Origin of the sequence: Pelagibius sp. (assembly GCF_028281305.1) — a bacterium.
GTDB lineage: Bacteria > Pseudomonadota > Alphaproteobacteria > Kiloniellales > Kiloniellaceae > Pelagibius.
Map to the genome: position 1 here is coordinate 126,207 of NZ_JANQKD010000096.1, position 25,489 is coordinate 151,695.

General features: G+C 66.2%; 23 protein-coding genes. 12 read left to right on the plus strand and 11 right to left on the minus strand.

The annotated features are described in order from the left end of the window. Positions 1-40: 40 nt before the first annotated feature. Together Q0982_RS18985 and Q0982_RS18990 are read right to left on the minus strand one after the other, a co-directional pair. Positions 41-820, minus strand: coding sequence for a MerR family transcriptional regulator (locus Q0982_RS18985; RefSeq protein WP_299398177.1), 780 nt, complete (start codon positions 818-820; stop codon positions 41-43). Positions 821-930: 110 nt separating this feature from the next. Further along, entirely contained in the window at positions 931-3,144 is a 2,214-nt protein-coding gene (locus Q0982_RS18990; RefSeq protein WP_322097068.1) for a S9 family peptidase, read from the minus strand. Between the two features lie 589 nt (positions 3,145-3,733). On the opposite strand from Q0982_RS18990, the gene ccoN reads away from it, so the two are divergent. From ccoN to ccoS, 8 genes are read left to right on the plus strand one after another with little or no spacing between them, the layout of a single operon-like run. Beyond that, a complete protein-coding gene (gene ccoN, locus Q0982_RS18995; protein ID WP_322097071.1) occupies positions 3,734-5,227 on the plus strand; it encodes a cytochrome-c oxidase, cbb3-type subunit I in 1,494 nt (497 codons plus the stop codon). Between the two features lie 10 nt (positions 5,228-5,237). Then, the gene (ccoO, locus tag Q0982_RS19000) at positions 5,238-5,963 is read left to right on the plus strand and encodes a cytochrome-c oxidase, cbb3-type subunit II (RefSeq protein ID WP_299398181.1); all 726 of its coding nucleotides are present in this window, start codon (positions 5,238-5,240) and stop codon (positions 5,961-5,963) included. 11 nt (positions 5,964-5,974) lie between these two features. Further along, on the plus strand, positions 5,975-6,136 hold the full coding sequence (locus Q0982_RS19005) for a cbb3-type cytochrome c oxidase subunit 3 (protein ID WP_299398184.1): 162 nt from the start codon (positions 5,975-5,977) through the stop codon (positions 6,134-6,136). Positions 6,137-6,138: 2 nt separating this feature from the next. Beyond that, positions 6,139-7,008 carry a cytochrome-c oxidase, cbb3-type subunit III gene (gene ccoP, locus Q0982_RS19010; RefSeq protein ID WP_299398186.1) on the plus strand — a complete coding sequence of 290 codons (870 nt, stop codon included), beginning with the start codon at positions 6,139-6,141 and terminating at the stop codon, positions 7,006-7,008. A gap of 38 nt (positions 7,009-7,046) precedes the next feature. Continuing rightward, the gene (ccoG, locus tag Q0982_RS19015; RefSeq protein WP_299398189.1) at positions 7,047-8,546 is read left to right on the plus strand and encodes a cytochrome c oxidase accessory protein CcoG; all 1,500 of its coding nucleotides are present in this window, start codon (positions 7,047-7,049) and stop codon (positions 8,544-8,546) included. A 37-nt stretch (positions 8,547-8,583) separates the two neighbouring features. Beyond that, the gene (locus tag Q0982_RS19020; protein ID WP_299398191.1) at positions 8,584-9,105 is read left to right on the plus strand and encodes a FixH family protein; all 522 of its coding nucleotides are present in this window, start codon (positions 8,584-8,586) and stop codon (positions 9,103-9,105) included. Beyond that, entirely contained in the window at positions 9,093-11,432 is a 2,340-nt protein-coding gene (locus Q0982_RS19025; RefSeq protein ID WP_299398193.1) for a heavy metal translocating P-type ATPase, read from the plus strand. Before Q0982_RS19020 ends, Q0982_RS19025 begins: the two co-directional genes overlap by 13 nt. After that, the gene (gene ccoS, locus Q0982_RS19030; protein ID WP_299398196.1) at positions 11,429-11,617 is read left to right on the plus strand and encodes a cbb3-type cytochrome oxidase assembly protein CcoS; all 189 of its coding nucleotides are present in this window, start codon (positions 11,429-11,431) and stop codon (positions 11,615-11,617) included. The genes Q0982_RS19025 and ccoS overlap by 4 nt, the downstream gene beginning before the upstream one ends. Before the next feature lie 49 nt (positions 11,618-11,666). On the opposite strand, the gene Q0982_RS19035 is transcribed toward ccoS, so the two are convergent. From Q0982_RS19035 to cobA, 7 genes are all read right to left on the minus strand, one after another. Further along, on the minus strand, positions 11,667-12,446 hold the full coding sequence (locus tag Q0982_RS19035) for a DUF2189 domain-containing protein (RefSeq protein WP_299398211.1): 780 nt from the start codon (positions 12,444-12,446) through the stop codon (positions 11,667-11,669). A gap of 211 nt (positions 12,447-12,657) precedes the next feature. After that, positions 12,658-13,134 (minus strand): LEA type 2 family protein, encoded by a 477-nt coding sequence (locus Q0982_RS19040; protein ID WP_299398214.1) that lies wholly within the window; start codon positions 13,132-13,134, stop codon positions 12,658-12,660. A 59-nt stretch (positions 13,135-13,193) separates the two neighbouring features. Further along, the gene (locus Q0982_RS19045) at positions 13,194-15,245 is read right to left on the minus strand and encodes an AsmA family protein (RefSeq protein WP_299398226.1); all 2,052 of its coding nucleotides are present in this window, start codon (positions 15,243-15,245) and stop codon (positions 13,194-13,196) included. A gap of 64 nt (positions 15,246-15,309) precedes the next feature. After that, a complete protein-coding gene (locus Q0982_RS19050) occupies positions 15,310-16,053 on the minus strand; it encodes a DUF4197 domain-containing protein (protein ID WP_299398228.1) in 744 nt (247 codons plus the stop codon). Positions 16,054-16,096: 43 nt separating this feature from the next. Further along, positions 16,097-16,930 (minus strand): mechanosensitive ion channel family protein, encoded by an 834-nt coding sequence (locus tag Q0982_RS19055; protein ID WP_299398231.1) that lies wholly within the window; start codon positions 16,928-16,930, stop codon positions 16,097-16,099. Between the two features lie 354 nt (positions 16,931-17,284). Continuing rightward, positions 17,285-18,703, minus strand: a complete 1,419-nt coding sequence (locus Q0982_RS19060; RefSeq protein ID WP_299398248.1) for a cobyrinate a,c-diamide synthase — start codon at positions 18,701-18,703, stop codon at positions 17,285-17,287. Continuing rightward, positions 18,703-19,542 carry a uroporphyrinogen-III C-methyltransferase gene (gene cobA, locus Q0982_RS19065; RefSeq protein WP_299398251.1) on the minus strand — a complete coding sequence of 280 codons (840 nt, stop codon included), beginning with the start codon at positions 19,540-19,542 and terminating at the stop codon, positions 18,703-18,705. Before cobA ends, Q0982_RS19060 begins: the two co-directional genes overlap by 1 nt. A 70-nt stretch (positions 19,543-19,612) precedes the next feature. Between cobA and Q0982_RS19070 the strand changes: the two genes are divergently transcribed. The 3 genes from Q0982_RS19070 to Q0982_RS19080 all read left to right on the plus strand — a co-directional run bounded on the left by Q0982_RS19070 (position 19,613) and on the right by Q0982_RS19080 (position 22,008). Further along, on the plus strand, positions 19,613-20,710 hold the full coding sequence (locus tag Q0982_RS19070) for a cobalt-precorrin-5B (C(1))-methyltransferase (RefSeq protein WP_299398254.1): 1,098 nt from the start codon (positions 19,613-19,615) through the stop codon (positions 20,708-20,710). A 10-nt stretch (positions 20,711-20,720) separates the two neighbouring features. Next, positions 20,721-21,470 carry a cobalt-precorrin-6A reductase gene (locus Q0982_RS19075; protein ID WP_299398257.1) on the plus strand — a complete coding sequence of 250 codons (750 nt, stop codon included), beginning with the start codon at positions 20,721-20,723 and terminating at the stop codon, positions 21,468-21,470. Between the two features lie 91 nt (positions 21,471-21,561). Further along, on the plus strand, positions 21,562-22,008 hold the full coding sequence (locus tag Q0982_RS19080) for a DMT family transporter (protein ID WP_299398261.1): 447 nt from the start codon (positions 21,562-21,564) through the stop codon (positions 22,006-22,008). Positions 22,009-22,037: 29 nt separating this feature from the next. Here the strand turns inward: Q0982_RS19080 and Q0982_RS19085 are convergent, their stop codons facing one another. After that, on the minus strand, positions 22,038-23,255 hold the full coding sequence (locus Q0982_RS19085; protein ID WP_299398263.1) for an MFS transporter: 1,218 nt from the start codon (positions 23,253-23,255) through the stop codon (positions 22,038-22,040). Positions 23,256-23,261: 6 nt separating this feature from the next. After that, a complete protein-coding gene (locus Q0982_RS19090; RefSeq protein ID WP_299398266.1) occupies positions 23,262-23,849 on the minus strand; it encodes a GNAT family N-acetyltransferase in 588 nt (195 codons plus the stop codon). 330 nt (positions 23,850-24,179) lie between these two features. Here Q0982_RS19090 and Q0982_RS19095 point away from each other — a divergent pair, with 330 nt between their 5' ends. Beyond that, positions 24,180-25,064 carry a LysR family transcriptional regulator gene (locus Q0982_RS19095; RefSeq protein WP_299398269.1) on the plus strand — a complete coding sequence of 295 codons (885 nt, stop codon included), beginning with the start codon at positions 24,180-24,182 and terminating at the stop codon, positions 25,062-25,064. The last annotated feature ends 425 nt before the right edge of the window (positions 25,065-25,489 follow it).

Genomic DNA, 25,489 nt, shown 5'->3' on the forward strand with positions numbered 1-25,489 from the left:
CCCCGCCCCCGCCTGCCGGAGCGCGAGGTCCGGCCCTCCTTCAGCCTTCATCCTCCTGGCGGGCCGCATAGGCTTTCATGGCCGTGGTCAGGTAGGCGGTGAAGCCTTCGGCCAGGGCCTCGTAACGCTTCGTGAAGTCCGGATGCGACTGGTAGAGATCCGCCAGACTGGCATAGTCTTCGGGCGCGCAGGGCCGCCCCCACATAGCGGCGATCCAGTCATGGTGCCGCTTGAGAAGCGGGTCGAGAACATCGGAGTCCGCTGCTATGCCGTGCTCGAGCTTTCTCACCAGACCGGCTTCGAGATCGGCCAGTTCCGCCATGGCGGCGGCCTTTTCCTGCTCAGACTTGGCCTGGAAGTGCTTCCGGCTGCCTGCGACGATATCGGCCATGTCACCGCCGTAATGCTCGGTCAGCCACTGTTCATAGGCGCGCTGCCGTTCCGGCGGGAAGCCAACGTAGAGTTCCTTTACCTTCACTGCCCTATCTCCTTTCAATCTGGCGATCGTGCGGTCGACCGTCCTGATAAGTTGGCGATAGCGCTCGGCCGCCAGAATCAGCTTGGCCCTGTGCTCTTCAAGTGCCGACACATGGTCGAAGTCGGGCCGGTCCAGAAGTTCGGCAATCTGCGCCAAAGGCAGGCCGAACTCCCGGTAGAAGAGAATCTGCTGCAGCCGCAGCAGTTCCTCTTCGCCGTAGTAGCGGTACCGGTTCTCGCCAATCAGCGCAGGCGTCAGAAGCCCGATGTCGTGGTAGTGGTGCAGCGTCCTGACGGACACTCCGGCCAGCTTTGCCACCTCCTTCACCGTGAACTTCCGCATCGTCTGCACCTCCGCGAGGAGGTCAGATAGGCCCTCACGCTACGTGAGGGTCAAGGGCTCGGAAGGGACTTCTTTGGATGGCCTGCCCGGCGGGTACCGCAGTCAGCGGATCATCCGCCTGCCGCGGCAACCGTCTCGGCCGGCTGGCCGCTTTCCGCGCCGCAGACCGTCAGGGCGAAGGCATAGGCCAGAGCCACCTCGTTGAGCTTGTCAAAGCGGCCGGCCGCCCCGGCGTGCCCTGCCGTCATGTTTGTCTTCAGGAACAGCGGGTTGCGGTCGGTCTTCACGGCCCGCAGCTTCGCCACCCACTTGGCCGGCTCCCAATAGGTCACCCGCGGATCGGTCAGGCCGGCCGTGACCAGAATCGGCGGATAGTCCTGCGCCGCCACGTTGTCGTAGGGCGAGTAGGCGGCGATGGTTGCGTAGGCCTGCGCATCCTCAATGGGGTTGCCCCATTCCGGCCACTCCGGCGGCGTCAGCGGCAGTTCCTTGTCGCACATCGTGGTCAGGACATCGACGAAGGGCACCTCGGCGATGACCGCGCCGAACAGCGCAGGCGCCATGTTGACCGCGGCCCCCACCAGCAGCCCGCCGGCCGAGCCGCCGTGGGCGACGATACGGCCCTTGCGGGTCAGCCCGCGCGCGACCAATGCCTCGCCGGCGGCAATGAAATCCAGGAAGGTGTTGGTTTTCTTTTCCAGCTTGCCGTCAAGGTACCAGCCATAGCCCTTGTCGGTGCCGCCACGGACATGGGCGATCGCATAGATGAAACCGCGATCGATGAGGCTGAAGCGGTTGGTGGAGAAGCCCGCCGGAATGGCATGGCCGTAGGATCCGTAGCCGTAAAGCAGCAGCGGGGCCGAGCCGTCCAGCGGGGTGGACTTGTGCCGCACCAGGGAGACCGGCACCTCCGCGCCGTCGTGGCTCTTCGCGAGAAAGCGCTCGCTCACATAGTCGGAAGGGTCGTGTCCGCTCGGCACCTCCTGCTCCTTCAGGAGCTGTCGGCTGCGCTGCGCCATGTCGTAGTCGTAGGTCCGCACCGGCGTGGTCAGCGAGCTGTAGACGAAACGCAGCGTCGCCGTGTCGTAGAGGTAGCCGTGCAGCAGTCCCAGGGAGTAGGCCTCCTCGTCGAAGGAGATCGTGTGCTCGCTGCCGTCGGCCATGGCGGTGACGATGGCCTGCGGCACACCGTTCACGCGCTCAAGGCGGACGAGGTAGTCCTTGAAGGCCAGGAGACTGAGAACGAGGCGCCCGGGGCGGTGCGGTACCAGGTCCTGCCAGGCATCGCGCCCTGCATCGTCGAGCGGCGCCTCGGCAATTTTGAAGTCGATGGCCCCGTCGGCATTGGTGAGAATCAGGAAGCGGTCGCCCTGATCGCTCACAGAGTACTCGACGCCGCTGTCCCGCGGCGCCAGAAGACGCGCGTCCTCCTCCGGCCGATCCGCCGGCACCACCCGCACCTCGGAGGTCGTGTGGTCATGGGCGGATATGATGATGAAGCGACGGCTTTCGGTGACGCCCAGGCCGATGAAGAAACCGGGATCGGGCTCCGCATAGACCAGGACGTCCTCCGCGGGGTCGCTTCCCAGGCGGTGGCGAAAGACTTTCGAGGGCCGGTGCTCCGCGTCCAAGGTCACATAGAAGAGGGTCTGGCCGTCGTTCGCCCAGGCGATGGCCCCCTGAGCGCCGGTGATGCTCTCTTTGAGCTGCGTGCCGGTTTCCAGGTCTTTGACGTTGATCACATACTGCTCTGACCCGTTGCGGTCGGCGGCATAGGCGAGGAAGCGGTGGTCCGGGCTGTGCTCGCAGGAAGCGACGCGAAAAAACGTCTCCCCTTCCGCCTCGCGGTTGCCGTCCAGCAGGACCTCCTCGACATCGCCGCCGGTCGCCTTGCGGCAGAACAGGGGGTGCTGGCCGCCGATCTCAAAGCGATGATAGTAGGCAAAGGCTCCGTCCGGGCTCGGCACCGAGCTGTCGTCTTCCTTCAGCCGAGCCTTCATCTCCTCGAACAGGGTCTTCTGAAGCGCTTCGGTCGCGGCCATTCCCGTCTTGGTGAAGGCGTTCTCTGCCTCCAGATAGGCACGGATGTCGGAGCCCAGCGCGGCAGGATCGGTCATGACCTCGCGCCAGTTGTCCGCCCGCAGCCAGGCATAGGGATCCTCACGCACGATGCCGTGCAATGTGATCTGCTTGGGATGCCTGGGGGCGACCGGGGGGGCAACCGGTGCGCTAAGCGGCCCCGGCTGACCGGCTTCCGCCTCGTTGTTTCCCGACGAGTCGTTCCTCGGGGCTTGATTGTCTTTTGCGGGCACCTTGCGGTTCACTCCGTTGTCTTACGTTAACCCAACCTACGCGGCTCGGCCTTGCCTCTGGCCCGGGTCCGGCCTGAAGGGCCCGCCCCAGCGGGATCTGCCCTCCGAGGTCTGACCCGCCAACCGCTTGTCTTTACTGGCTTTTGTACAGCTTGCCGCGCGGCCTTGTGACGCATGGCGCAAAGAGCAGCCGGAAGATTAGCATTCCCTGAGACCGCGGCCTTCCCCGAAGTCTACCGCAGCTTATGTGGCTTTGACCTGGATCAATGGCAAGCTTGAGCGAGACTGTCATGAAAAACCTGAAAGGGTCGGTGGTCGCCGACGCTGGAGGGGGGATTGCGACGTCGTCGAACCGGCGGCGCCAAGAGTGTCAGAGCACCTTCAGCTGCGGTCATCGCCGGACCAGAACACGTCACTACTGGGGCACTCCATGAACAGCGCGAGCGAGGTCAAGGCTACCTCACCACTCACCTATGGTCTGGGCCTGATTCTGGCCGCCGGCGGCCTGATGGGCCTATTCCTCGTTGCCAACGCGCGAGACGGGGCAATCGCCCTGCACGGCTATCTCTTCGTCGCCTTCTGCACGCTTGGCGTCTTCTGGATGATCAAGCGCCACTACGACGGCGCCGATCCGATCGCGCGCGAGGAAGGCGGCGTTCTCTACAACGACGGTGTCGTCCGCGCCGGCTGCATCGCCTCCCTGTTCTGGGGGATCGTCGGGTTCCTGGCCGGGCTGGTGATCGCGCTGCAGCTGGCCTACCCGGCGCTCAACCTCGACCTGCCCTGGACGAACTTCGGGCGGCTGCGCCCGGTACACACCTCGGCGGTGATCTTCGCCTTCGGCGGTAACGTCCTGCTCGCGACCTCGTTCCACGTCGTCCAGCGCACCTGCAAGGCACGGCTGGCCGGCGACTGGGCACCCTGGTTCGTCTTCTGGGGCTATCAGCTCTTCATCGTCATGGCGGCCAGCGGCTACGTGCTGGGTGTCACCCAGTCGAAGGAATATGCGGAGCCGGAGTGGTACGTCGATCTCTGGCTGACCATCGTCTGGGTCGTCTACCTGCTGGTCTTCCTCGGCACGCTGATGAAGCGGCGCGAGCCCCACATCTACGTCGCCAACTGGTTCTACCTGGCCTTCATCGTGACCATCGCGATGCTGCACATCGTCAACAACCTGGCACTGCCGGTCTCCCTGACCGGCGCCAAGAGCTACCAGCTCTTTGCCGGGGTGCAGGACGCGCTGACCCAATGGTGGTACGGCCACAACGCGGTGGGCTTCTTCCTGACCGCCGGTTTCCTGGGCATCATGTACTACTTCGTGCCGAAGCAGGCGAACCGGCCGGTCTATTCCTACCGCCTGTCGATCGTGCACTTCTGGTCGCTGATCTTCCTCTACATCTGGGCCGGCCCGCACCACCTGCACTACACCGCTCTGCCGGACTGGGCGCAGACCCTGGGCATGACCTTCTCGATCATGCTGTGGATGCCCTCCTGGGGCGGCATGATCAACGGCCTGATGACGTTGTCGGGCGCCTGGGACAAGCTGCGCACCGACCCGGTCCTGCGCATGCTGGCGGTCTCGGTGGCCTTCTACGGCATGAGCACCTTCGAGGGTCCGGTGATGTCCATCAAGGCCGTGAACTCGCTGAGCCACTACACCGACTGGACCGTCGGCCACGTGCACTCCGGTGCGCTCGGCTGGGTCGGCTTCGTCAGCTTCGGTGCCATCTACTACCTCGTGCCCAAGCTCTGGCACCGCACGCGGCTCTATTCGGTCAATCTGGTCAGCCTCCACTTCTGGGTCGCGACCATCGGCATCGTGCTCTACATCACTGCGATGTGGGTCTCCGGCATCCTGCAGGGTCTCATGTGGCGGGCCTACGACAGCCTCGGCTTCCTGGAGTTCTCCTTCGTCGAGACGGTGGAAGCGATGCACCCCTTCTATGTGATCCGTGCCCTGGGCGGCGCCCTCTATCTGCTGGGTGCTCTGATCATGGTCTACAACTGCTGGCGGACCATCCGCGGCGATCTGAAGGAGGAGAAGGTCGCCGGCCTTCCCGCCGCAGCGCCGCAGCCGGCCGCAGCCGCGCAGTAAGGAGGCAATCATGGCATTCAAACACGCCGTCATCGAAAAGAACTCGATCCTCCTGCTGGTGCTGACGCTGCTGGTGGTCTCCGTCGGCGGCCTGGTCGAAATCGCGCCGCTGTTCTATCTCGAAAGCACGATCGAGAAGGTGAAGGGCATGCGGCCCTACAGCCCGCTGGAACTGGTCGGCCGCAACATCTACATCCGCGAAGGCTGCTACAACTGCCACAGCCAGATGGTGCGTCCGCTGCGCGACGAGCAGGAGCGCTACGGCCACTACTCGCTGGCGGCCGAGAGCATGTACGACCATCCCTTCCAATGGGGCTCCAAGCGCACCGGGCCGGATCTGGCACGGGTCGGCGGACGCTACTCCGACGACTGGCATGTGGCGCACATGAACGACCCGCGCTCGGTGGTGCCGGAGTCGATCATGCCGGGCTATCCCTTCCTGGCCGAGACGACGCTGGACGTCCGCTTCATCGCCGACCACCTGCGCGCCAACCGCGGGGTCGGGGTCCCCTACAGCGACGAGATGATCGAGGCGGCGGAGGCGGATCTGCTGGCCCAGGTCACGCCGGACACCGACGCGGCCGACGCGCTGCTGGAACGCTATCCCGGCGCGAAGGTGGCCAACTTCGATGGCAATCCCGAGCTGACCGAATTGGACGCGATGATCGCCTATCTGCAGATGTTGGGCACACTGGTCGACTTCGAGACCTACGAGCCCGAAGCGAACTACCGCTAGGAGGCCGCGCGATGACACCCGACTCGACCTACGAAAAAGTCGCGGAGTTCGCCGCCACCTACGGCCTGCTCTATCTCATGGTGCTGTTCGCGGGCGTGCTGGTTTACGCCTTCTGGCCCAAGAACAAGAAGAAATTCGAAGAAGCGGCGCGCCGCCCGCTTGAGGAGGACTGATCGTGGCCGACAACAAAGAAGTCGATCAGATTTCCGGGGTCGAGACCACCGGACACGAGTGGGATGGGATCAAGGAACTGAACAATCCCCTGCCCCGCTGGTGGCTCTGGACCTTCTACGCGACCTGCCTCTGGGCCTTTGCCTATTGGATCGTGATGCCGGCCTGGCCGCTGATCAGCAGCCACACCGCCGGTGTGCTGGGCTACTCCTCGCGCGAGCAGCTGGCCAAGACCGTAGCCACGGCGCGCGAGGCGCAGAGCGTCTACCTGAACCGCATCGAGGACGCCTCCCTGGAGGAGATCGTCGCCGACAGCGAGCTTCTGGAGTTCGCCCTGGCCGGCGGCGGATCGGCCTTCGCCGTCAACTGCTCGCAATGCCACGGGCGCGGCGCGGCCGGCTACGTCGGCTATCCGAACCTCAATGACGACGACTGGATCTGGGGCGGCAGCCTGGAGGCAATCAGCCACGCCATCCACTTCGGCATCCGTTCGGATCATGAAGAGACCCGCTTCAACGAGATGCCGGCCTACGGCCGCGACGAACTTCTGACGCGCGAGGAAATCAACGACGTCGCCGAGTACGTCCTCGCGCTCTCCGGGAGCGGGGAAGACGCCGCGGCGGCGGCACGGGGCGAGGTAACCTTCGCCGAGCAATGCAGTGCCTGCCATATGGAAAACGGCGAAGGCAATTACGAACTGGGGGCGCCGAACCTGTCTGATGCCATCTGGCTCTACGGCGGCGACAAGAGCGCTGTGGTGGAATCCATCACCAACAGCCGTGCCGGCATGATGCCGGCCTGGACCGGTCGTCTCGACGAGGCGACCATCAAGCAACTGGCAGTCTACGTTCACTCCCTCGGGGGCGGTGAGTGACGTGGTGACCAAGGGTAGCCTTGGTATGAGGAGAGATCATGGTCGAACAGGCGGTCGTGGAGCACACCACCGCGGGAGTGACGGCAGGCCGACAGGGGGGCGTAGAACGCTCCGACGCTGAACCGGTCAACAAAAAGGAGAAGCGCTCCCTTTACCAGAAGCGGATAAAGATCTATCCGAAGCTGGCAAAGGGCGCCTTCCGGCGGTGGAAATGGGTCATCATGGCGGTGACCCTCGGGATCTACTATCTGACACCCTGGATCCGCTGGGACCGCGGCCCCAACGCGCCTGACCAGGCGGTTCTGATCGACTTCCCGGCCCGGCGGTTCTACTTCTTCTTCATCGAGATCTGGCCGCAGGAGGTCTATTACATCACCGGTCTGCTGATCCTGGCGGCGATCGGTCTGTTCCTGATCACCAGCCTGGCCGGGCGCGTGTGGTGCGGCTACACCTGTCCGCAGACGGTCTGGACGGACCTCTTCATCGCCGTGGAACACGCGATCCAGGGCGACCGGGCAGCGCGCATCCGCCTCGACAAAGCGCCCTGGGGCGTTGAGAAGGTGCTGCGCAAGGTGGGCACCCAGGTGGCCTGGGTTGTCATCGCCGTCTGCACAGGCGGCGCCTGGGTCTTCTACTTCGCCGATGCACCGACACTGGCCGCCGACCTCCTCGCCTTTCAGGCCGCGCCGGTGGCCTACATCACCATCGGCGTCCTCACCTTCACCACCTACCTCCTGGGCGGCTTCGCGCGCGAGCAGGTCTGCACCTACATGTGCCCCTGGCCGCGCATCCAGGGCGGCCTTCTGGACGAAGAGTCGCTGGTCATCACCTACAACGAGGACCGCGGCGAACCGCGCGGTGCCCGCAAAAAAGGCGACCACCCCTCTGCGCTGGGCGACTGCGTCGCCTGCAACCAGTGTGTTGCCGTCTGCCCCATGGGCATCGACATCCGTGACGGCCAGCAACTCGAGTGCATCACCTGCGGGCTCTGCATCGATGCCTGCAACTCGGTGATGGACAAGGTAGGGCTGCCACGCAACCTGATCGAATACAGCACCCTGGCCAATGTCGAGCGCGTCCGCGCCGGCGAGAAGCCCCGTCTCAGGCTGATCCGCCCGCGGACCATCGTCTATTCCGGCCTGATCGCCGTGGTCGGTGCGATCATGCTGTTTACCCTGGTGACCCGCGCCGATCTGGATCTCAACATCCTGCGCGACCGCAACCCGCTCTTCGTCGCGCTCTCCGATGGGTCGATCCGCAACGGCTACACGGTGAAGATCATCAACAAGCAGCATCAGGAGCGGGTTTTCGGGCTCGAGCTGGTGGGCCTGCCCGGCGCGGTCTTGACGGTGGTCGGCGCCGGCGCTGATCCCGGTGCCCTTGCGGTCGGACCGGACAGCCTTGCCAGCTTCCGTGTCTTCGCAACCGCCCCGCGCGACAGCGTGACCGACGGCGCGGTCGACGTCACCTTCCGCATCGTCGACCAGGCCGGCGGCGCAGCCAGCAACGACACGGTCTTCCGTGGCCCAGAGGATTAGGACCAGAGGATTAGGACCAGAGGATTAGGAGCAGCCGATGAGCAACACCACAGGCATGGAGAGCGCAGCCATGAAGATACGCGGCAAACACGTGCTCGCGGCAATGCTCGGCTTCTTCGGGGTGATCATCGCCGTCAACTCGGTCTTCGTTTACCTGGCCCTCGATACCTTCACCGGAGTGACGACGGACAGCGCCTATCAGGACGGCTTGAACTACAACGAGACCCTGGCCGACCGCGACGCGCAACGCAGCCTGGGCTGGCAGGCCGCTGTGGCCATGACCGACCTGGGTGTCGACGGCGAGGAACTGACCGTGACCCTCCGCGACCGCGACGGGGCCGCAGTGACCGGACTAACCGTGACCGGGGTTCTGAAGCGCCCGACCCATGATGGCCACGACCAGCCGGTGACCCTCACCGAGGCAGCGCCAGGAGAGTACGTGGCCGACGTCACCCTGCCGCTGCGCGGCAACTGGGATCTTACCCTGCTCGCAGAAGGCGGCCGCGCGACGGTGCAGGGCACGGCCTTTGAGATGAAGACGCGCCTATGGTTGAAATAGCCCCCGACCTCCCGCGCGCCAAGGCGGCGAGCCAGGCGGCCGCGCCCCAGACGGCCGCGCCCCAGACGGCCGCGCCCCAGGCAGCCGCCGCCGGCTGCTGCCCCGGAGGCGTCGTCGCGGAACTCGCGCAGACGACGGAAACGGGCCTCACTGCGGCCGACTTCGCCGATCAGCTCCGCCGCAAGGACGACGGCAGCGAAGCACTGACTCTCGTGGTGCAGAACCTGCACTGCCCAAGCTGTATCCGCAGCATCGAGTCGGCGGTCGAGGGCGCACCCGGCCTCATCAAGGCGCGGGTCAACCTCAGCACCCGCCGTCTCGAACTGCAGTGGGATCCCAAGAAGACAGGGGCAGAGCCCCTGCTGGCGGCAGTCTCCGCGCGCGGCTACCGCCTGGTGCCGCTGGATCCGGAGCAGCTGCAGAGCGCTTCGGCGGCGGAGGAAAAGGAGCTGCTCTGGGCCATGGCGGTTGCAGGCTTTGCCGCCAGCAACGTGATGCTGCTGTCGGTTTCCGTCTGGTCGGGCCTGGTCACCGACATGGGACCGGCGACACGCACCCTGATGCACTGGGTTTCGGCAATGATCGCCCTGCCCGCCGTTGCCTATGCCGGGCGGCCCTTCTTCCGCTCAGCGCTGACGGTGCTGCGCAGTGGCCACACCAACATGGACGTGCCGATCTCCCTCGCCGTCATCCTCGCGGCCGGCATGAGCCTTTCGGAAACCCTGCGCGGCAGCGACCATGTTTTCTTCGATGCCTCCGTGATGCTGCTGTTCTTCCTTTTGATCGGGCGATTCCTCGATCTGCGCCTGCGCGGCAAGGCCCGCTCGGCCGCCGAGAACCTGACGGCGTTGAAGGCAACGGCGGCAACGGTGGTTGCCGCCGACGGCAGCCTGCAGAGCCTCCCCATCAACCGGTTGAAACCCGGGATGACCGTGGCCGTGGCCGCCGGGGAGCGGATTCCCATGGACGGCGAGGTCCTGTCCGGCCGCTCGGAGGTCGACGCCTCGCTCCTGACCGGCGAAAGCCTGCCGCAGCCCGTGTACGAGGGCGCCGCGGTCTATGCCGGCACGGTCAACGGCGGCGGTGCGCTGCGCATCGCGGTCACCGCGCTGCCCGACGAGAGCCTGCTGGCGGAAATCGTGCGGCTGATGGAATCCGCCGAGCAGGGCCGCGACCGCTACGTGCGCCTCGCCGACCGGGTGGCCCGCCTCTATGCGCCCGTCGTCCACCTGCTGGCCGCCGCGACCTTCGCCGGCTGGCTCGCGCTCTCCAGCCTGCCCTGGCAGGACAGCCTCATGATCGCCATTGCGGTCCTCATCATCACCTGCCCCTGCGCCCTGGGCCTGGCGGTGCCGGCGGTCCAGGTCGCCGCCGTCGGGCGCCTGATGAAGCAGGGTATTCTGGTGAAGTCCGCCGACGCGCTGGAGCGTCTGGCTCAGGTCGATACCGTTGTCTTCGACAAAACCGGCACCCTGACACGCGGCTGCCCCTCCCTGCAGAACCGCGCGAAAGTCGACCCCGCCCTGCTCGCCCTGGCCGCCGATATCGCCCGTCACAGCCGCCACCCGCTGGCCCGCGCCTTGAGCCGGGCGGCAGCAGGCACTGGGAGAGATCTCACCGTCCAGGAACATGCCGGTGACGGCCTCTCGACCGAGATCGACGGCAAGACGATCCGCCTCGGCCGCCGCGGTTGGTGCGGGATCGATGACGGTTCTGCCGACGACGCGATGGAGCTTTGGCTGAGCGGCGGCGACTTTGCTCCTCAGCGGCTCACATTCAACGACGCCCCCAGGGCCGACGCGGCCGACGTGATTGCTGCCCTGAAGGCACGAGGGATTGCCGTGGAGCTGCTGTCGGGCGACCGCAGCGGCGTGGTGGCGCGACTTGCCGAAGACCTGGGGATCGATGTCTGGCACGGCGATTGCCGCCCCGCCGACAAGATCGCACGGCTGGAAGACCTGAAGGCGCAGGGCCGCCGCACGGCGATGATCGGCGACGGCCTGAACGACGCCCCGGCGCTCGCCACCGCCTTTGCCTCCCTCTCCCCGGCCGAGGCCGCCGATGTCAGCCAGATCGCCGCCGACATCGTTTTTCAGGGCGAGCGCCTGTCGCCTGTGGTCGAGGCCATCGGCACCGCACGCCGCGCCCGCCGGCTGGTGTTCGAGAACTTCGGCCTGGCCATGCTCTACAACCTCATCGCGGTCCCCATTGCAGTGGCCGGGTTCGTGACGCCGCTGATCGCCGCAGCGGCCATGTCGGGCTCGTCGATCATCGTCACCGCGAACGCCATGCGCCTGAACCTGAAAAACCGGGCCGACGGCGCATGAGCGCGTTGATCTACCTGATCCCGGTCGCCCTCCTGCTGGGCCTGCTCGGCCTCGTCGCCTTTCTCTGGGCGCTCAAAAGCGGCCAGTTCGAAGACCTCGACGGCGCTGCCCACCGCGTCCTGCTGGACGAAGAGGAGGAGGATGAGGCCGCAAAGAACGAGTCGGATCGGCACCACCGCAGTTGATGCAGGCGCGGACCCGCTCTAGCGGTCAGAAATGGAGCGGCAGTCCCATTCAGCGGCCGATGGTATCGCGGTAGGCGTGCCAGGTGGCATGGCCGACCAAAGGGAAGGTGATGATGAGGCCAAGGTAGAGTGTCACCAGCCCCCCAGCGGTCAGCAGCGCCACCAGCCAGGCCCAGAGCAGCATCGGTTTCGGATTGCGCAGTACCGATTGGATCGAGGTGATGACCGCGGTCATGAAATCGACGTCGCGCTCCATCAGCAGCGGGACGGAGATCACGCTGATGGCGAAGACCAAGGTGGCCAGCAGCGCGCCTGCCGCCGAGCCGACGATCAGCAGAGACAGGCCATTGGGCGTGAACAGCAGCGTCGGCACGATGTCCGCCATCGGCGGCACCTCGGTGGTGCCGAGGAAGAGGGCGAAGAGCAGGGTCGCCAGGCGCATCCAGACCAGCAGCACGATCATCAGGGTGACGCCGAGGAAGGCCAGGCGCATAGGCGAGCGGGTGGCGACGAAGAGCGCGGCGCCCAGGGTAACCGGCGCCCCGGTCTCGAGCCGCCGGCTGGTCTCGTAAAGGCCGACCGCGAGCATCGGCCCCACCAGCATGAAACCGGCCACCAGCGGAAGGAGCAGATAGGCCAAGTCGGCCAACAGCACGCCGGCCGTGATGACAAAGGACACCAGCGTAAAGATCGCGCCGTAAACGAGGCTGACGCCGGGCGCCTGCCACATGTCCTGCCAGCCGGCGGAAAGCCAGGTCCAGGGACGCTCGAGCTCCAGCCGGCGCACCGGCGGGAATCCGCTGCCGAGCTCGCTGTGGGTTACCGTCATGCCGTGTCCTCCCAACTGCCTGTCAGATTCTGTGTTCATCTGATTTTGTTCTTATCTGCCTCCCGCGCTGTCATACCTGAGACAAGCGCTGGGCAAGAAGAATACCCGCAAGGCAGGCACTGCGGAAGAGGCAGTCCCCACTTCAAATGCTTAGGATTCGATACAAGTGATTAGGTCGCGGGCGATCTTTCGCAACGCCGGCCCACAGCCCTCAGTCGAGCGCTGGGAATGGCGCCCGCTCGGCCTTGATCTGTTGCTCGCGCAACAGCCGGAAGGTGCCGATGGACTCATAGGGCGCGCGCCGCCGGGCAAGACTGTCGAGATAGGCCACCCCGTGCACCCTGTAGGTCAGGTCGCCCCGCTCGGCCAACAGAACCATCTGTTGAACGAGATCGACAAGCGTGGTGGACGCAGTCACTGAGAGTACGGCCTCCCCCAGGCGGGGCACGGTCACGGACTGGTTGGAAAAGCCGCTCGCAAAGTCGGCCCCGTTGACATCCAGATCGAAGGTGATGCCGTCCAGCGGCAGGGCAAAGTCGTTGGGGTTTCCGATCCGCAGATCGATCTGGAAGCGCTGCTCGAAAACCGAGCTGTCGAGCAAACGCAGATCGCTGATGAAGACCTGCGGCGGAATCGGCTGCGTCGAGGTACAGGCCGCGGCCAGCAGCAGTAAGGGTAGCGCGATCACACGCGCCACCCTTGACGACCAATCCGTGCCTGTGCTCCGGCGTCCCATGACTTTCCCGGTCAGTTCCCGAACAGGCCCCGCCTGAGGTCGAGCGGCGACTCCGACTCGCCGTCTCCACCGCTACCGGGTACCAACCTGTCCAGCAGACCCTCTGCGCCGCCTTCCGTGGCATCCTTCAGGTCGCCCGCCTCCGGCACCTTCTCCAGCAGCGCGCCGGGATCCTTGATCTGATCCGTCAGCGCACCGGCGAGGTCCGGCTTGTAGGAGATGTCGTGCCAGGGGCCGGTGACCTTGATGGGAACCGCCACACCAGCCAGATCCGACTGGCCGCCCTGCCCTTCCAGGGAACCAACCAGCTTCGGTGTCACTTCGTAATCGACGGTGCGCGGCGGCAGCGGAATGGTGCCGGCGCCCGTCATCCGCACCAGGGGCGCGACGAGGGAGAGATCCTGGTTGGAGACGATCCCCTTGTCGATCTGGAAGGTGCCGGAAAGCTCGGCGAAGTCGGTCTGCTCCGCGGCATCAAAGGACTGATCGATGGCTGCCACCGAGATGTTGCGCATCATCGCAGCCAGGTTAATGCCCTTCACCGCCCCATCGCGGAACACCACCGCGCCGTCCCCCTGCAGGCTGGACACCAGTTCGCGCTGCGAGGCACCGGCTGCGGTGACCGAAAGCTTGGTTTCCGTGGTGCCGAGGATGCGGTCGAAGTCGGCCAGATCGTTCAGGAACGGGCCGGCCTGGAAGTTCGCCAGGTCGAAGTCCGCGGCGACTGCGGGCTGGCCGCTCGAGCCATCGACCACGATCGTGCCCTTGCCGTTGCCCTCATAGAGCTGCATCTCCGCCAGCTCGGCCGTCAGCTTGCCGTCCTGCAGCAGCACGGCCAGACTGCTCTGGCCGATCTTCACTTCCCGGAACTGGATACCGCCGGCATTGAAGGCCAGGTCGGCGTCGAGAAGGCTGAGGGCCGAGACGTCGATCGGCTCGTCGCTCCAGTCGCCGGCGTCCTGCGTGCCGCCACCGGACGCAGCAGCAGTCGTACCGCCGTCACCACCCTCACCCGCCGGCGCCTCAGGCGGCAGGTAGGGGTTGACGTTCAACTGCTCGACATTGAGCTCCGCCTTGATTACCGGCTTGGCGCCCCGCGCGTCGACGGAGAACAGGCCGTCGCCGGCGATCTCGTCGATGGCGAGCTTGGCCTCGGTCAGCGCCACCTTGGCGCCGGTCATCTCCAGCATGCCTTCCAGATTGAAGGGCCCAAGGCCTTCACCGGGGAACTCCAGGGGAGTCCCCGCCCAGGCCGCGAGGTTGCGGATTGACGGAACCGCGAGGCTCAACTGGCCCTGCAGCCCCAGTTCTTCTGCGTTGCGGGCTGCCCCGTCGAAGGCGAACGTCACTGGAGCCGCCTCTACCTTCATGGCCAGATTGCTGGCTTCGCCGGACATCAGGCCGCGCGGGCTCTCCGCATTCACGGTGAGGGCGATGGTCTCACCGTTCCAGACCGCCGAGCCCTCGGCGGCGAAGGGAGACGCCAGGCTGGGCAGCGAGAGTTCCATGTTCATCTCGCTGACCGTTTCCCGGCGGCCGCTCTGCTGGTCCAGGTAGTTTATGGTTCCGTCGATCAGACGCACCTCGCCCAGGCGGATTTCATTGACGGCGCTGCCCCCGCCATCCTGAGCGGCGTCACCACCCGAAGCCGACGGCTCGGACGGCGCAGCCGTGCCCGTCGCGAGGTCCCAGTTCGCCTTGCCCTCGGCGTCGACTTCCAGATTGATGACGGGCCGCTCCAGGATAAAGCGGTCAACCGCCACTTCGCCGCCGATCAGCGGCAGAATCTGAAGGGCCACATCCAGTCTTTCGATCGTGGCCATCTCCGGCGCTCCGGCGCCGGGGGCGTTCGAGAATCCGACATCCTCGACCGAAACTGCGATGGCGGGAAACAGCGAGAGCGAAATCGGACCGTCGATGCGCAGATCGCGCCCCGTCGCCTGCTTGGCCTGTGCCTGGATCTCCGCCTTGTAGCTCTCCAGGGGCACCACCATCGGGACGATGACCACGGCCGCGATCAGCAGCACGACAATCACGCCCAGGCCGATCAATAGCTTCTTCATGTCGCTCAAGACCTCCTAACCAGGCGCCGGGCCGGTGCCGCGGCGCATTAACCCCCGAAAACCCTCAACCCCCGAAAACCTTCTGCAGAATCTCTGTCGTGCGCTTCGCCGGATCGCTGCAGATGGCCGCCTCCTCCCGCGCGACGTAGGTGAAAAGACCGTCCAGCGCCTGCTCCAAGGCATAATCGGTCAAGTCCGCCTTCGCATCCGGCATGAAGGGCAGCGCCTTGTATTCGCCCATCATCGTATCATAGGCGGCGATGGCGCCGACATCGTCCAGCGACTGATCGATGACCGGGCGCATGGCCTCACCCAGCGGAGCGGTCATCTTGTCCTGGAAGTAGCGCGTTGCCGCGTCATCGGGCCCGTTGAGGATCGCCTCTGCGTCCTCCACCGTCATCGCCGAGATGGCATCCCAGAAAATCTGCTTGGCCTGCGGCGTGGCCTGCTCGGCCGCGCGGTTGAGGCGCAGTTCCAGGTCGTCCGCCAGGTCCGACATGCCCACGGTCTGCAAGGCCTTCTGAACGCCTTGCAGCGACTCCGGCAGCGGAATGTGGATATCCGGGTCTGCGTTGAAGCCGTCTGTCTGGCCCAGCTGGCCGACGACCCGCTCTGTCCCGACGCGCAGGGCTTCACGGAGACCATCGCTGATCTCGGCGGTGCTGAGACTGCCGGCAGCGCCGGCACTGCCTTCGCCGCCGAGAAGATCCTTTGCCTTGTCGAGCAGGCTGCCCTGAGCCAGCGCCGGACCGGCAGGCAGCGCCGCGGCTCCGGCCACGGCGGCGGAGAACGCTGTCGCGGCCAGCACTCTCAGACCGAGAAGCCGCAGGCCCTCGCGGGCGGCGGGTCGCTTACTCGGCCGCTGCCGCGACGCTGGTGTGAACCATCCGTTGCGGATAGGGAATCGAGATGTTTTCGGCATCCATCCGGTTCTTCAAGTTCTTGGTCATGTCGAACTTCAGCCCCCAGTAATCCGCCGCGTTGCACCAGAGCCTGATGGTGAAGTTGACGGAGCTGTCGCCCAGATCGGTGACGGCCGCCATCGGCGCCGGATCGGCCAGCACCCGCGAATCCTTTTTCGCCTCGTCCAGGCAGGCGCTGAGGGCGCGGTCGATGTCGTCCTCGTAGGCGATGCCCAGGACCAGGTCGACCCTGCGGGTCGCATGGAAGCTGTAGTTCTTGATGGCCGATCCCCAAAGCTGGGAGTTCGGCGCAATGATCTGCACGTTGTCCGGCGTCGCCAGTTCGGTAACGAAGAGGGTGATGCTCTTCACGGTCCCGGCCAGGCCGCCGCCTTCTATATAGTCGCCGATCTTGAACGGGCGAAAGAGCAACAGCATGACGCCGGCGGCGACGTTGCTGAGAGTCCCCTGCAGCGCCAGGCCGATGGCCAGGCCGGCCGCACCGAGAACGGCGATGAAGCTGGTCGTTTCAATACCGAACTGGGCGAGAACGGCAATGACGGTGAAAATGACGACAGCATAGTAGGCAAGGCTGGCGAAAAAGGCCCGCAGCGTCTCGTCGACTTTTTCGATCTTGCTGAGTGCCCTGTTGACGCCCGACTTCACCCAGCCGGCCACCATGAAGCCGATAATGAGAATAATGATGGCGCCGACGACGCTCAGCCCGTAGCTGGTCACCAGGCCGACGACCATGCCCCAAACGTTGGATACAGACTCTTCCATCTATCCGTCCCCCACTGTGCTGGCGCGGTCCATGGCGGACTTCGCCTTGGCCGCGCTTGTCTTGGCTTCTGCTCTGCTTTCCGGCGACCCCGCGGTACCGGCCTCAGGCCCCGTACAATGCGGACCGCGTTCCCACCGCAGTCCCTGTGGCCCTTGATATCCGCCGGTTCGCCGCTGACGTTCGCTTTCTAGGTAATCTAATCAATTAGCAAAGTAAATCTGATTGGCCCGCTTAGCTTCAGATTCAAAGTGTTCTGCGGACCAGTTCGGAAAGGCTGTCCGGACTAGAACGCCTTTCGCAAGCCCAATCCAAAAACAATTCTGTGACGATTACAACCTTAGGGTTTGCCTACGTCAGCCGCTGAAGGCCGCCGCCGGCTCCGATTCGCGATCGATCAGATGCAGGAAAGAACCCATCACCCGGCCAACGCGCCGCCCGGCCAGGCCTGCTTCTTCGCCAGCTGCGTTGGTGAGGCGGAACAGCGCTTCCCCGTCCGCCCCTTGCGCGCCGGCACACCCCTGCGCGCTGGCATAGTGGAACTCGTGCGCGCGGTATTCTGTACCCGCCGGGCCAAGCGGCCCCTCCGCCAGCAGCTCTGCGCGGCGATATCCGAGGCGGCGCCGGGGTTCGCGAAACGAGCTTTCGAGCGGCAGCAGCCCAAGCATGGAATGGCAGGTACCGTCCTTGTCCTCAAGGAACCGTCCGAGCGCCATGTAGCCACCGCATTCGCCGTAAACGGTGCCGCCCCGCGCAACCAGCGCTTGCATCCCAGCCGCAAAGCCACCGCTCGCCGCCAGGGCGGCCCCATGCAGCTCCGGATAGCCACCGGGCAGGTAGGCAGCGTCGGCCTGCGGAGCGGGGCCCTCTCCTGCAAGGGGCGAGAAGAATGAGATCTCGGCACCCGCAGCACGCCAGCCTTCGAGCACCAGGGGATAGGCAAAGGAGAAGGCCAGATCCCTGGCGACGGCAATGTGCTGGCCCAGCGGCGTCAGCGGCCGGGCCGGCGGGCGCTGCCGTTCAGGTGCGACGTCTGCCGCTTCGGCCGCAATCCCGCGCGCAGGCCTTGACAGGGCCTGCAGGACGTCGGAATCCAAGGTCCCGCCCAGGGCCCTGGCAGCATGGTCGAGGAAGCCCTCCAGGGCCGGATCTTCGCCGGCCTGCACCAGCCCAAGGTGGCGCGACGGCCGGGCCAGACGCCCATCGCGCCTCAGAACGGCGAGCACAGGCAGGCCGGCCTCGCGGCAGGCGGTCCGGAGCAGGGCCTCATGTCTTTCGGAGGCGACGGCGTTCAGAATCACACCGCCCAGCACCACCTCCGCACGGTGCTCGGCGAAGCCGCGCAGCAGGGCTGCCAGCGACGCCCCCATGCCCCTGCAGTCGACCACAAGGACGACCGGCCAGCCCAGGAGCGCAGCCAAAGAGGCCGTGGAGCCGGCTGCAAAGCCGCGTGCATCGGTCGCGGCGGCACCATCGAAGAGCCCCATGACCCCCTCGCCGACGATCAACTCGGCGTCCCGGCCCGCCAGCGCCAAAGTCGCCTCCAGCGTCTCGGGCCGCATGGCCCAGGCATCGAGATTGAAACAGGCCCGCCCGGAAGCCGCAGCGTGAAATGCCGGGTCGATGTAGTCCGGCCCCACCTTGATGGAGGAGACCCGGCGGCCCGTGTCACGCAGGTAGCGCAGCAGCGCCAGAGTGGCCGTGGTCTTGCCGCTGCCCGAGGCCGGTGCCGCAATCAGAAATCCGGCAGGCCGACATCCAGCAGGACCGGCCATCAACCGGTCTCGCGGTGACTGCGGAGATCCAGGGGGTCCGCGTCCAGAACACGGCCTGCGGCGGCACCCTGCCAGTCGAGGCCGGCCCTGAGGCGCACCACTTCGCCGATCACGACGATGCAGGGCGGCTCGATGCCCGACTCCACGATGTCCTGGGCGCAGCATCCCAAGGTGGTCTCGACGATACGCTCCGCCGGCAGGGTTGCCTGGCTGACCACCGCCACCGGTTCCCCGGCGGCCCTGCCCTCTGCCATCAGGGCGCCGGCAATGGCGGCGATGTGCTTGATGGCCATGTAGAGCACGATCACCGGCGAGCCCTTGGCGACCGCCGCCCAGTCGATGCCGTCGGGCACGCTGCCGCCGACGCCATGGCCGGTCAGGAACGTGACGGCCGAGTTGGTATCTCTGTGGGTGACCGGGATGCCGGCATAGGCCAGGCCGCCGATCCCCGCCGAGATGCCCGGAACGATCCGGAAGGGAATGCGGGCAGACACCAGGGCCAGGGCCTCCTCCCCGCCGCGCCCGAAGACGAAGGGGTCGCCGCCTTTCAGCCTGAGAACCCGCCGCCCCTCCTGGGCCAGGCGGACCAGACGCTGGGAGATGTCGGCCTGCACCGGCGAAGGGCGCCCGCCGCGCTTGCCCGCATAGAGACGCTCGCAGTCCGGCCGCGCGAGGTCCAGCACGGCCTCCCCCACCAGCGCGTCGTAGACCAGGACATCGGCCTGCTCCAGGGCGTTGACGGCGTGCAAGGTCAGAAGGCCGGGATCGCCGGGGCCGGCACCGACCAGCCAGACGCTGCCGGGCTGAAAGACCGGAAGGTTGAGGGAGTCGCGTTTCATTGGCTGGAGTGTAGACCGCGACACCTCGCCAGCCTAGCCAACAAGATGCGCCGATTTGTAGAATAGCGACATGACCCGAAAACCCGAGGGAGACCTGCGCCGGGGCTGGACCACCGGCGCCTGCGCCACGGCGGCCACCAAGGCCGCCTACACCGCGCTGCTCACCGGGCAGTTTCCCGATCCGGTCAGCATCACCCTGCCAAAGGGCGAGCAGCCGGCCTTCGCCCTGGCGCGGGAGAGGCTGGAGGGCGGCCAGGCCAGCGCCGCCATCGTCAAGGATGCCGGCGACGACCCGGACGTCACCCACCTCGCCCTCGTCGGCGCCACCCTGCGGCGTTCGCCAGCCGGCCAGGGAGTCATCTTCAAGGCCGGGCCGGGGGTCGGCACCGTGACCAAGCCGGGCCTGCCCCTGGCAGTGGGGGAGCCGGCCATCAACCCGGTGCCGCGCCAGATGATGACGGCCGTGGTCCAGGAGGTTGCGGCGGCGCACGGCGATGCCGGTGACGTCGAAATCGAAATCTCGGTCGACAACGGCGCGGCCCTGGCGGCGAAGACCTGGAACCCGCGCCTCGGCATCCTCGGCGGCCTCTCCATCCTCGGCACCACCGGCGTGGTGGTCCCGTTCTCCTGCTCAGCCTGGATCCACTCCATTCATCGCGGTATCGACGTCGCCCGCGCCAACGGCCTTACCCATGCCGCCGCCTGCACCGGATCGACGTCGGAGGCGGCGGTGCAAAGACTCTACAGCCTGCCGGAAATTGCGTTGCTGGACATGGGCGACTTCGCCGGCGGCCTGCTGAAGTATCTCCGCAAGCACCCGCTGCCGCGTCTTACCCTCGCCGGTGGCTTTGGCAAGCTGTGCAAGCTGGCGGCCGGCCATCTCGATCTCCACTCAGGCCGCAGCCAGGTGGACTTCGACCTGCTGGCATCGGTCCTGCGCGACCTCGGTGCAACGCCGGAGGCAGTCCAAGAGGCACAGCAAGCGAATACCGCCAAACAGGTGCTGGAGATGGCCGCAGCCGCGGGATTGCCGCTGGCCGACGCCGTCGCAGAAAAAGCAAGGACGGTGGCGCTGGCCACCCTCGACCATCCGGACATTGCCGTCGAGGTGATGATCTTCGACCGCCAGGGCCAAGAGGCCGCCCGCGCGCGGGGCTGGGAAGGATGATCGGGCGGCCATGAGGGACGTGCGGCGAATTCTGTTGCTCGGCGGCACCGACGACTCCCGCGCTCTGGCGGAGTGGCTTGCCGGCACCGCGGGCATCGAGGTGATCTCCTCCCTTGCCGGGCGAACCGAACAACCGCTGGCCCTTCCCGGGTCCCTGCGCATCGGCGGCTTCGGCGGGGTGGAGGCGCTGGTGCGCTACCTGGACGCAGAGCGCATCGACCTGCTGGTCGACGCAACCCATCCCTTTGCCGCCCGAATCTCGGCCAATGCCGAAGCCGCCTGCCGGCAAAGCGGCACCCCCCGCCTGGTGGTCCAGCGCGAAGCCTGGAAGCCGGTCGCAGGCGATCGTTGGATCAGAGTCCCGGATGCCAAGGCCGCCGCGGAGTCGCTTTCAGGTCTGGCCAAGCGGGTGTTCCTGACGGTCGGCCGCCAGGAGCTGGCGCCCTTCGAGCCGCTGAGGGACATCTGGTTTCTGGTGCGCATGATCGATCCACCGCGCCAAGCGCTGCCTCTGGTCCGGAGCCAGGTCGTGCTCGGGCGTGGGCCTTTCGAGGAAAGCGGTGAGCGCCGCCTCTTTCAGGACCACGGGATCGAGGCGCTGGTGACCAAGAACAGCGGCGGCCCGGCGACCTATGCCAAGGTCGCCGTGGCGCGGCAGCTCGGACTGCCAGTGGTGATGGTCGACAGGCCACCCGGCCTGGCGGGTGAGACCGCCGAGACCCTTGAACAAGCCCGGACCTGGATCACCCGGCACCTGTAGCTGCAAAGCCGACGATACCAACGTCCTCGTATCCACGCCTCTGCGCGGCAGCTAAACTGCCGCTTCCGAACACCGGCAACAGGAGGATCAGGTGGGGGCAGCATTCTGGACGGCCTTGGTGCTGGTGGGGTTGGGTGGCATTGCGCTGGCCGTGCAGGCGCCGATCAATGCAGCGCTGGGCCGCAGCGTCGACGACGGAGTCGCCGCTGCGATGATTTCCTTCGGTATCGGCTTTCTGCTGTTGCTCGCCGTCGTCAGTCTGCGCGGTGGCCTTCCCGGTCTGGCTGTTCTGAAAGCCGTGCCCTGGTGGTGCTGGACCGGGGGCGCCTTGGGCGCTTTCTATGTCTGGGCGGTGCTCTGGAGCGTTCCGCGTCTGGGCGTCGTCACCACCTTCGCGGTGCTCATCCTGGGTCAGCTCACAGCGGCATTGATCCTGGATGCATCGGGCGCATTCGGACTGGCCGTCAAGGAGATCACGCTCCAGAGGATCGGCGCCGTCGCCCTGGTCAGCGCCGGCCTGGTCCTCTCCCGGTTCTGAAACATCCGCCCGCCAACAAGGGGCAACACCTACGAGCGCTGTTCACTGGCTGCATCCGCCCTCGAAGCCAGCGGGGCGACGCGCCTTGCCGAAACCCGCAAAGCCACCGAAGCGGCAACAGCGACGATGGCGAGGACTGTCGAGACCGCCAGCACCGCTTCGGCGCCCCAGCGCTCCAAGACTGCCGCAAAAGCAAAAGGCGCGACCGCTGCCGCCAGGAAGGCAGGACTGCGCAAGGCACCGACCGAAGCACCGTAGGCCGCCGAGTCGAAGAGTCTGAGCGGCATGGTGCCGCCCGTGATGGTGATGACTCCGTTCGCGGCGCCGTAAACAAGGACGAAGGATGCGGCAGCCGGCAGGGAGATGGCGGCGCCAAGGCCGACGATGAAGCAGACCGGCAGCAGAAGCGTTGCCGCCAGGTTCAGGTCGATGGGATCGATGCGGCTCCCGAAGAGAACCTCCAGCAGGCGCCCCAGGGTCTGACCGAGGCCGCGCAGAGCGGAGACGGCGACCGCGACGGCGGCGCCCAGGCCGAGTTCGCTCAACAGCCCGATCATGTGGGCCGCCATGGCCGCACTGAGGGCCGTTGTCAGCGTCATGACGAGGACGTAGAGCAGGGCGAGAGACCTTGCGCGCACCGCCGGACGCGCCGGCGGTACAACGCCGCGGTTACCTTTGCCTATCGACGAAGCGACATGCCGCGTCGAAGGCAGAGAGAGATGAAGCGGCAGGGTTGCGAGCGCCAGGGCGGCATAGCAGACCAGGGCACCGCGCCACCCGAAAGCCTCGGCAAGGGCATAGCCGAGCGGCCAGAAGACCGAGGACGACAGGCCGCCCAGCAGGGTAACCTGGGCGATGGGGCGCCGCGCCAGGGCACCGCCGATCCGCGCCAGAGCCGCGAACGCCGCTTCGTACAGCGTCGCCCGCATGGCGAACCCGAGGCAGACCCAGGCTGCATAGTAGCCGGCAAGTCCGTCGACCATCGCGAGACCGAGACAGCCGGCCGCGGAGAACAGGGAGCCGGCCGCCATGACCGGCCCGCCGCCGAAGCGGTCGATAAGCCAGCCGATCGGGAGGGAGATCAGACCCATCACGACAAGGGCAACGGAGAGGCCGCTGTGGACCAGCGTCGCGCTCCATCCCATCTCGGCACCGATCCTGCTGCCGAAGACGCCGATCAGGTAGAACGACACGCCCCAACAGATGAGCTGCGAAAGCGCCAGGCTGAAAACCGTGCGGCGGGGCATTGCAGGTCAGCGCCCGGACAAGGCACCGCTTTCCGGCGGGCTTTGCCGGGCTGCGCCGAGGCCGCGTTGCATGATGACCGTATCGACCCAGCGCCCGTGCTTGAAGCCGACAGCCTGCAGAACGCCCACGCGTTCGAAGCCCAGGGACGCATGCAGGGCGATGGAGCCGGTATTCCCGCTGTTGCCGATCACCGCAATCATCTGGCGCCAGGGACCGGCCTCGCAGCGCGCTATCAGGGCCGATAGCAGCGCCCGGCCGATCCCCCGCCCCTGCAAGCCGTCCGCCACATAAACGGAGTTCTCGACCGTATGCCGGTAGGCGGGACGCGGCCGATAGGGGCTGGCGTAGCCATAGCCGGCGACCTCTCCGCCAAGCTCCGCCGCAAGGTAGGGAAGACCCAGCGCAAGCACCCGCTCACGCCGTGCCAAGAGGTCGTTCGCCGTCGGCGGCACCTCTTCAAAACTCGCGAGCCCCTGCAGCACCTCGCGGGCGTATATTTCTTCGATGGCCGGCATGTCGGACGGACGGGCGTCGCGGATGATCAGGGCCTGGTCGCCACCGCCCGCTTTCGACCGGCATCGGAGAATCGCCATGGGGAAAGGCTCGCTCATCGCTGCCGCGATGCGGTGGTCGCCACACTGCCGGTGCCGTCCAGGCCGGCCGCAACGCGCAGGCGCCTGGCAATGCGCAGGTATAGACCCAAAGCCGCCAACCCAAGGAATTCATTGGCCATGTCGCGCGCTTTCAGAACAAGAAACAAGCCATCGGCGCGCGTTCGAACTCTCGTCATCTCGGTCCTCGACTTTGAGCCTGTAAACGGGACCTGAACCCTTGACCGGCAGGCCACGGTTCTTCTATAAGCCGCTTCTCTGAAGATAAGTAAATATTTGCTTCTTTATGCAAATCATAATGAGAGCTTTGATATGAGAAACCTCAAGCTCGATCAGCTTCAAACCTTCACCGAGGTTATCGCGCGCGGCAGCTTCTCCGCCGCTGCCGAGCGGCTGCAACTGAGCCAGCCGGCCGTGAGCCTTCAGGTCCGCGATCTTGAGAAGCGTCTGGGTGTACGTCTCGTCGAGAGGGTCGGAAAGCGCGCGACGCCGACAGCGGCAGGTGTGGAGTTGCTGGACCATGCGCGGCGCATCGAGGAGACCGTCACCGCGACGCTGGACAGCATGGCTGTTCATGCGAGCGGCGCGCTGGGGCGCGTGCGGATTGGATGCGGCGCGACCGCCTGCATCTACCTGTTGCCGCCCGCTCTGCGCGATCTGAGGCGCCGCTTCCCGACGCTGGAGATCACCGTGAGAACCGGCGATACCGGCGATGTCCTGAAAAGCCTGGAAGAGAACGCGCTGGACATTGGACTGGTCACGCTTCCGGTGATCGGACGGATGTTCGAGGTGACGCCTTTGATGAAGGATGCCTTTGTGGCCGTAACCGCTGCCGATGGGGAGCCGCTGCCCAGGCTGGTGACGCCAGCGGTTCTCGCAAAGCGCCCCCTCGTGCTTTACGAGGCCGGCGGCAACACGCGCCGCGTGGTGAACGAGTGGTTCGCACGGGCAGAGATCGCCCCGACCCCGGTCATGGATCTGGGCAACGTGGAGGCCATCAAGGAACTGGTGGGTGCCGGTCTCGGCTGTGCTGTGCTGCCGGAGATCGCGGTGCGCGGCAAGACCGCGCGCAGGCAGCTCGACTACCGGCCCCTGTCACCCAAGCTCAATCGCACTCTGGCCCTGGTCATGCGCCGCGACAAGGTGCTCACGAAAGCCCTGCGCGAGGCGCTGGCGGCCCTGCGTCGGATTGGCTGAAGACGGGCACCTTCCAGCGCCCCGAAGCGCGGGAACCAGCGAGAGCACATCAAGCGGCCCCAGCCGGACACCGCTTGCCCTGCCGTCCAGACCCGAGTCCTTTGAAGCGGACTTCTTTGAACCAACAGGCTGAACGCCACGACCACCCAGATACGGCTCGGCAGATCTTTTGCCGGTTGCCGGCTTCCGGGATGCGTCGGCCTGCGGCCCGTGCCGCGTTGACGCCTGCCCTAACGCCAACGCAAAGGAGACTTCTTGATGACGAAACGCAAACTGCCCTTACTCGCCGCTGCCGCTTTGGTCGGGGCGTCGCTCGGGTCCCTTGGGATCGACCAAGTCCAGGCCCAGGACAAGGCGCCTGTGATCCCGGAGATCGAATGGGACACGGCCCTGAAGAAGTTCCAGGTCGACAGCGACAAGTTCAT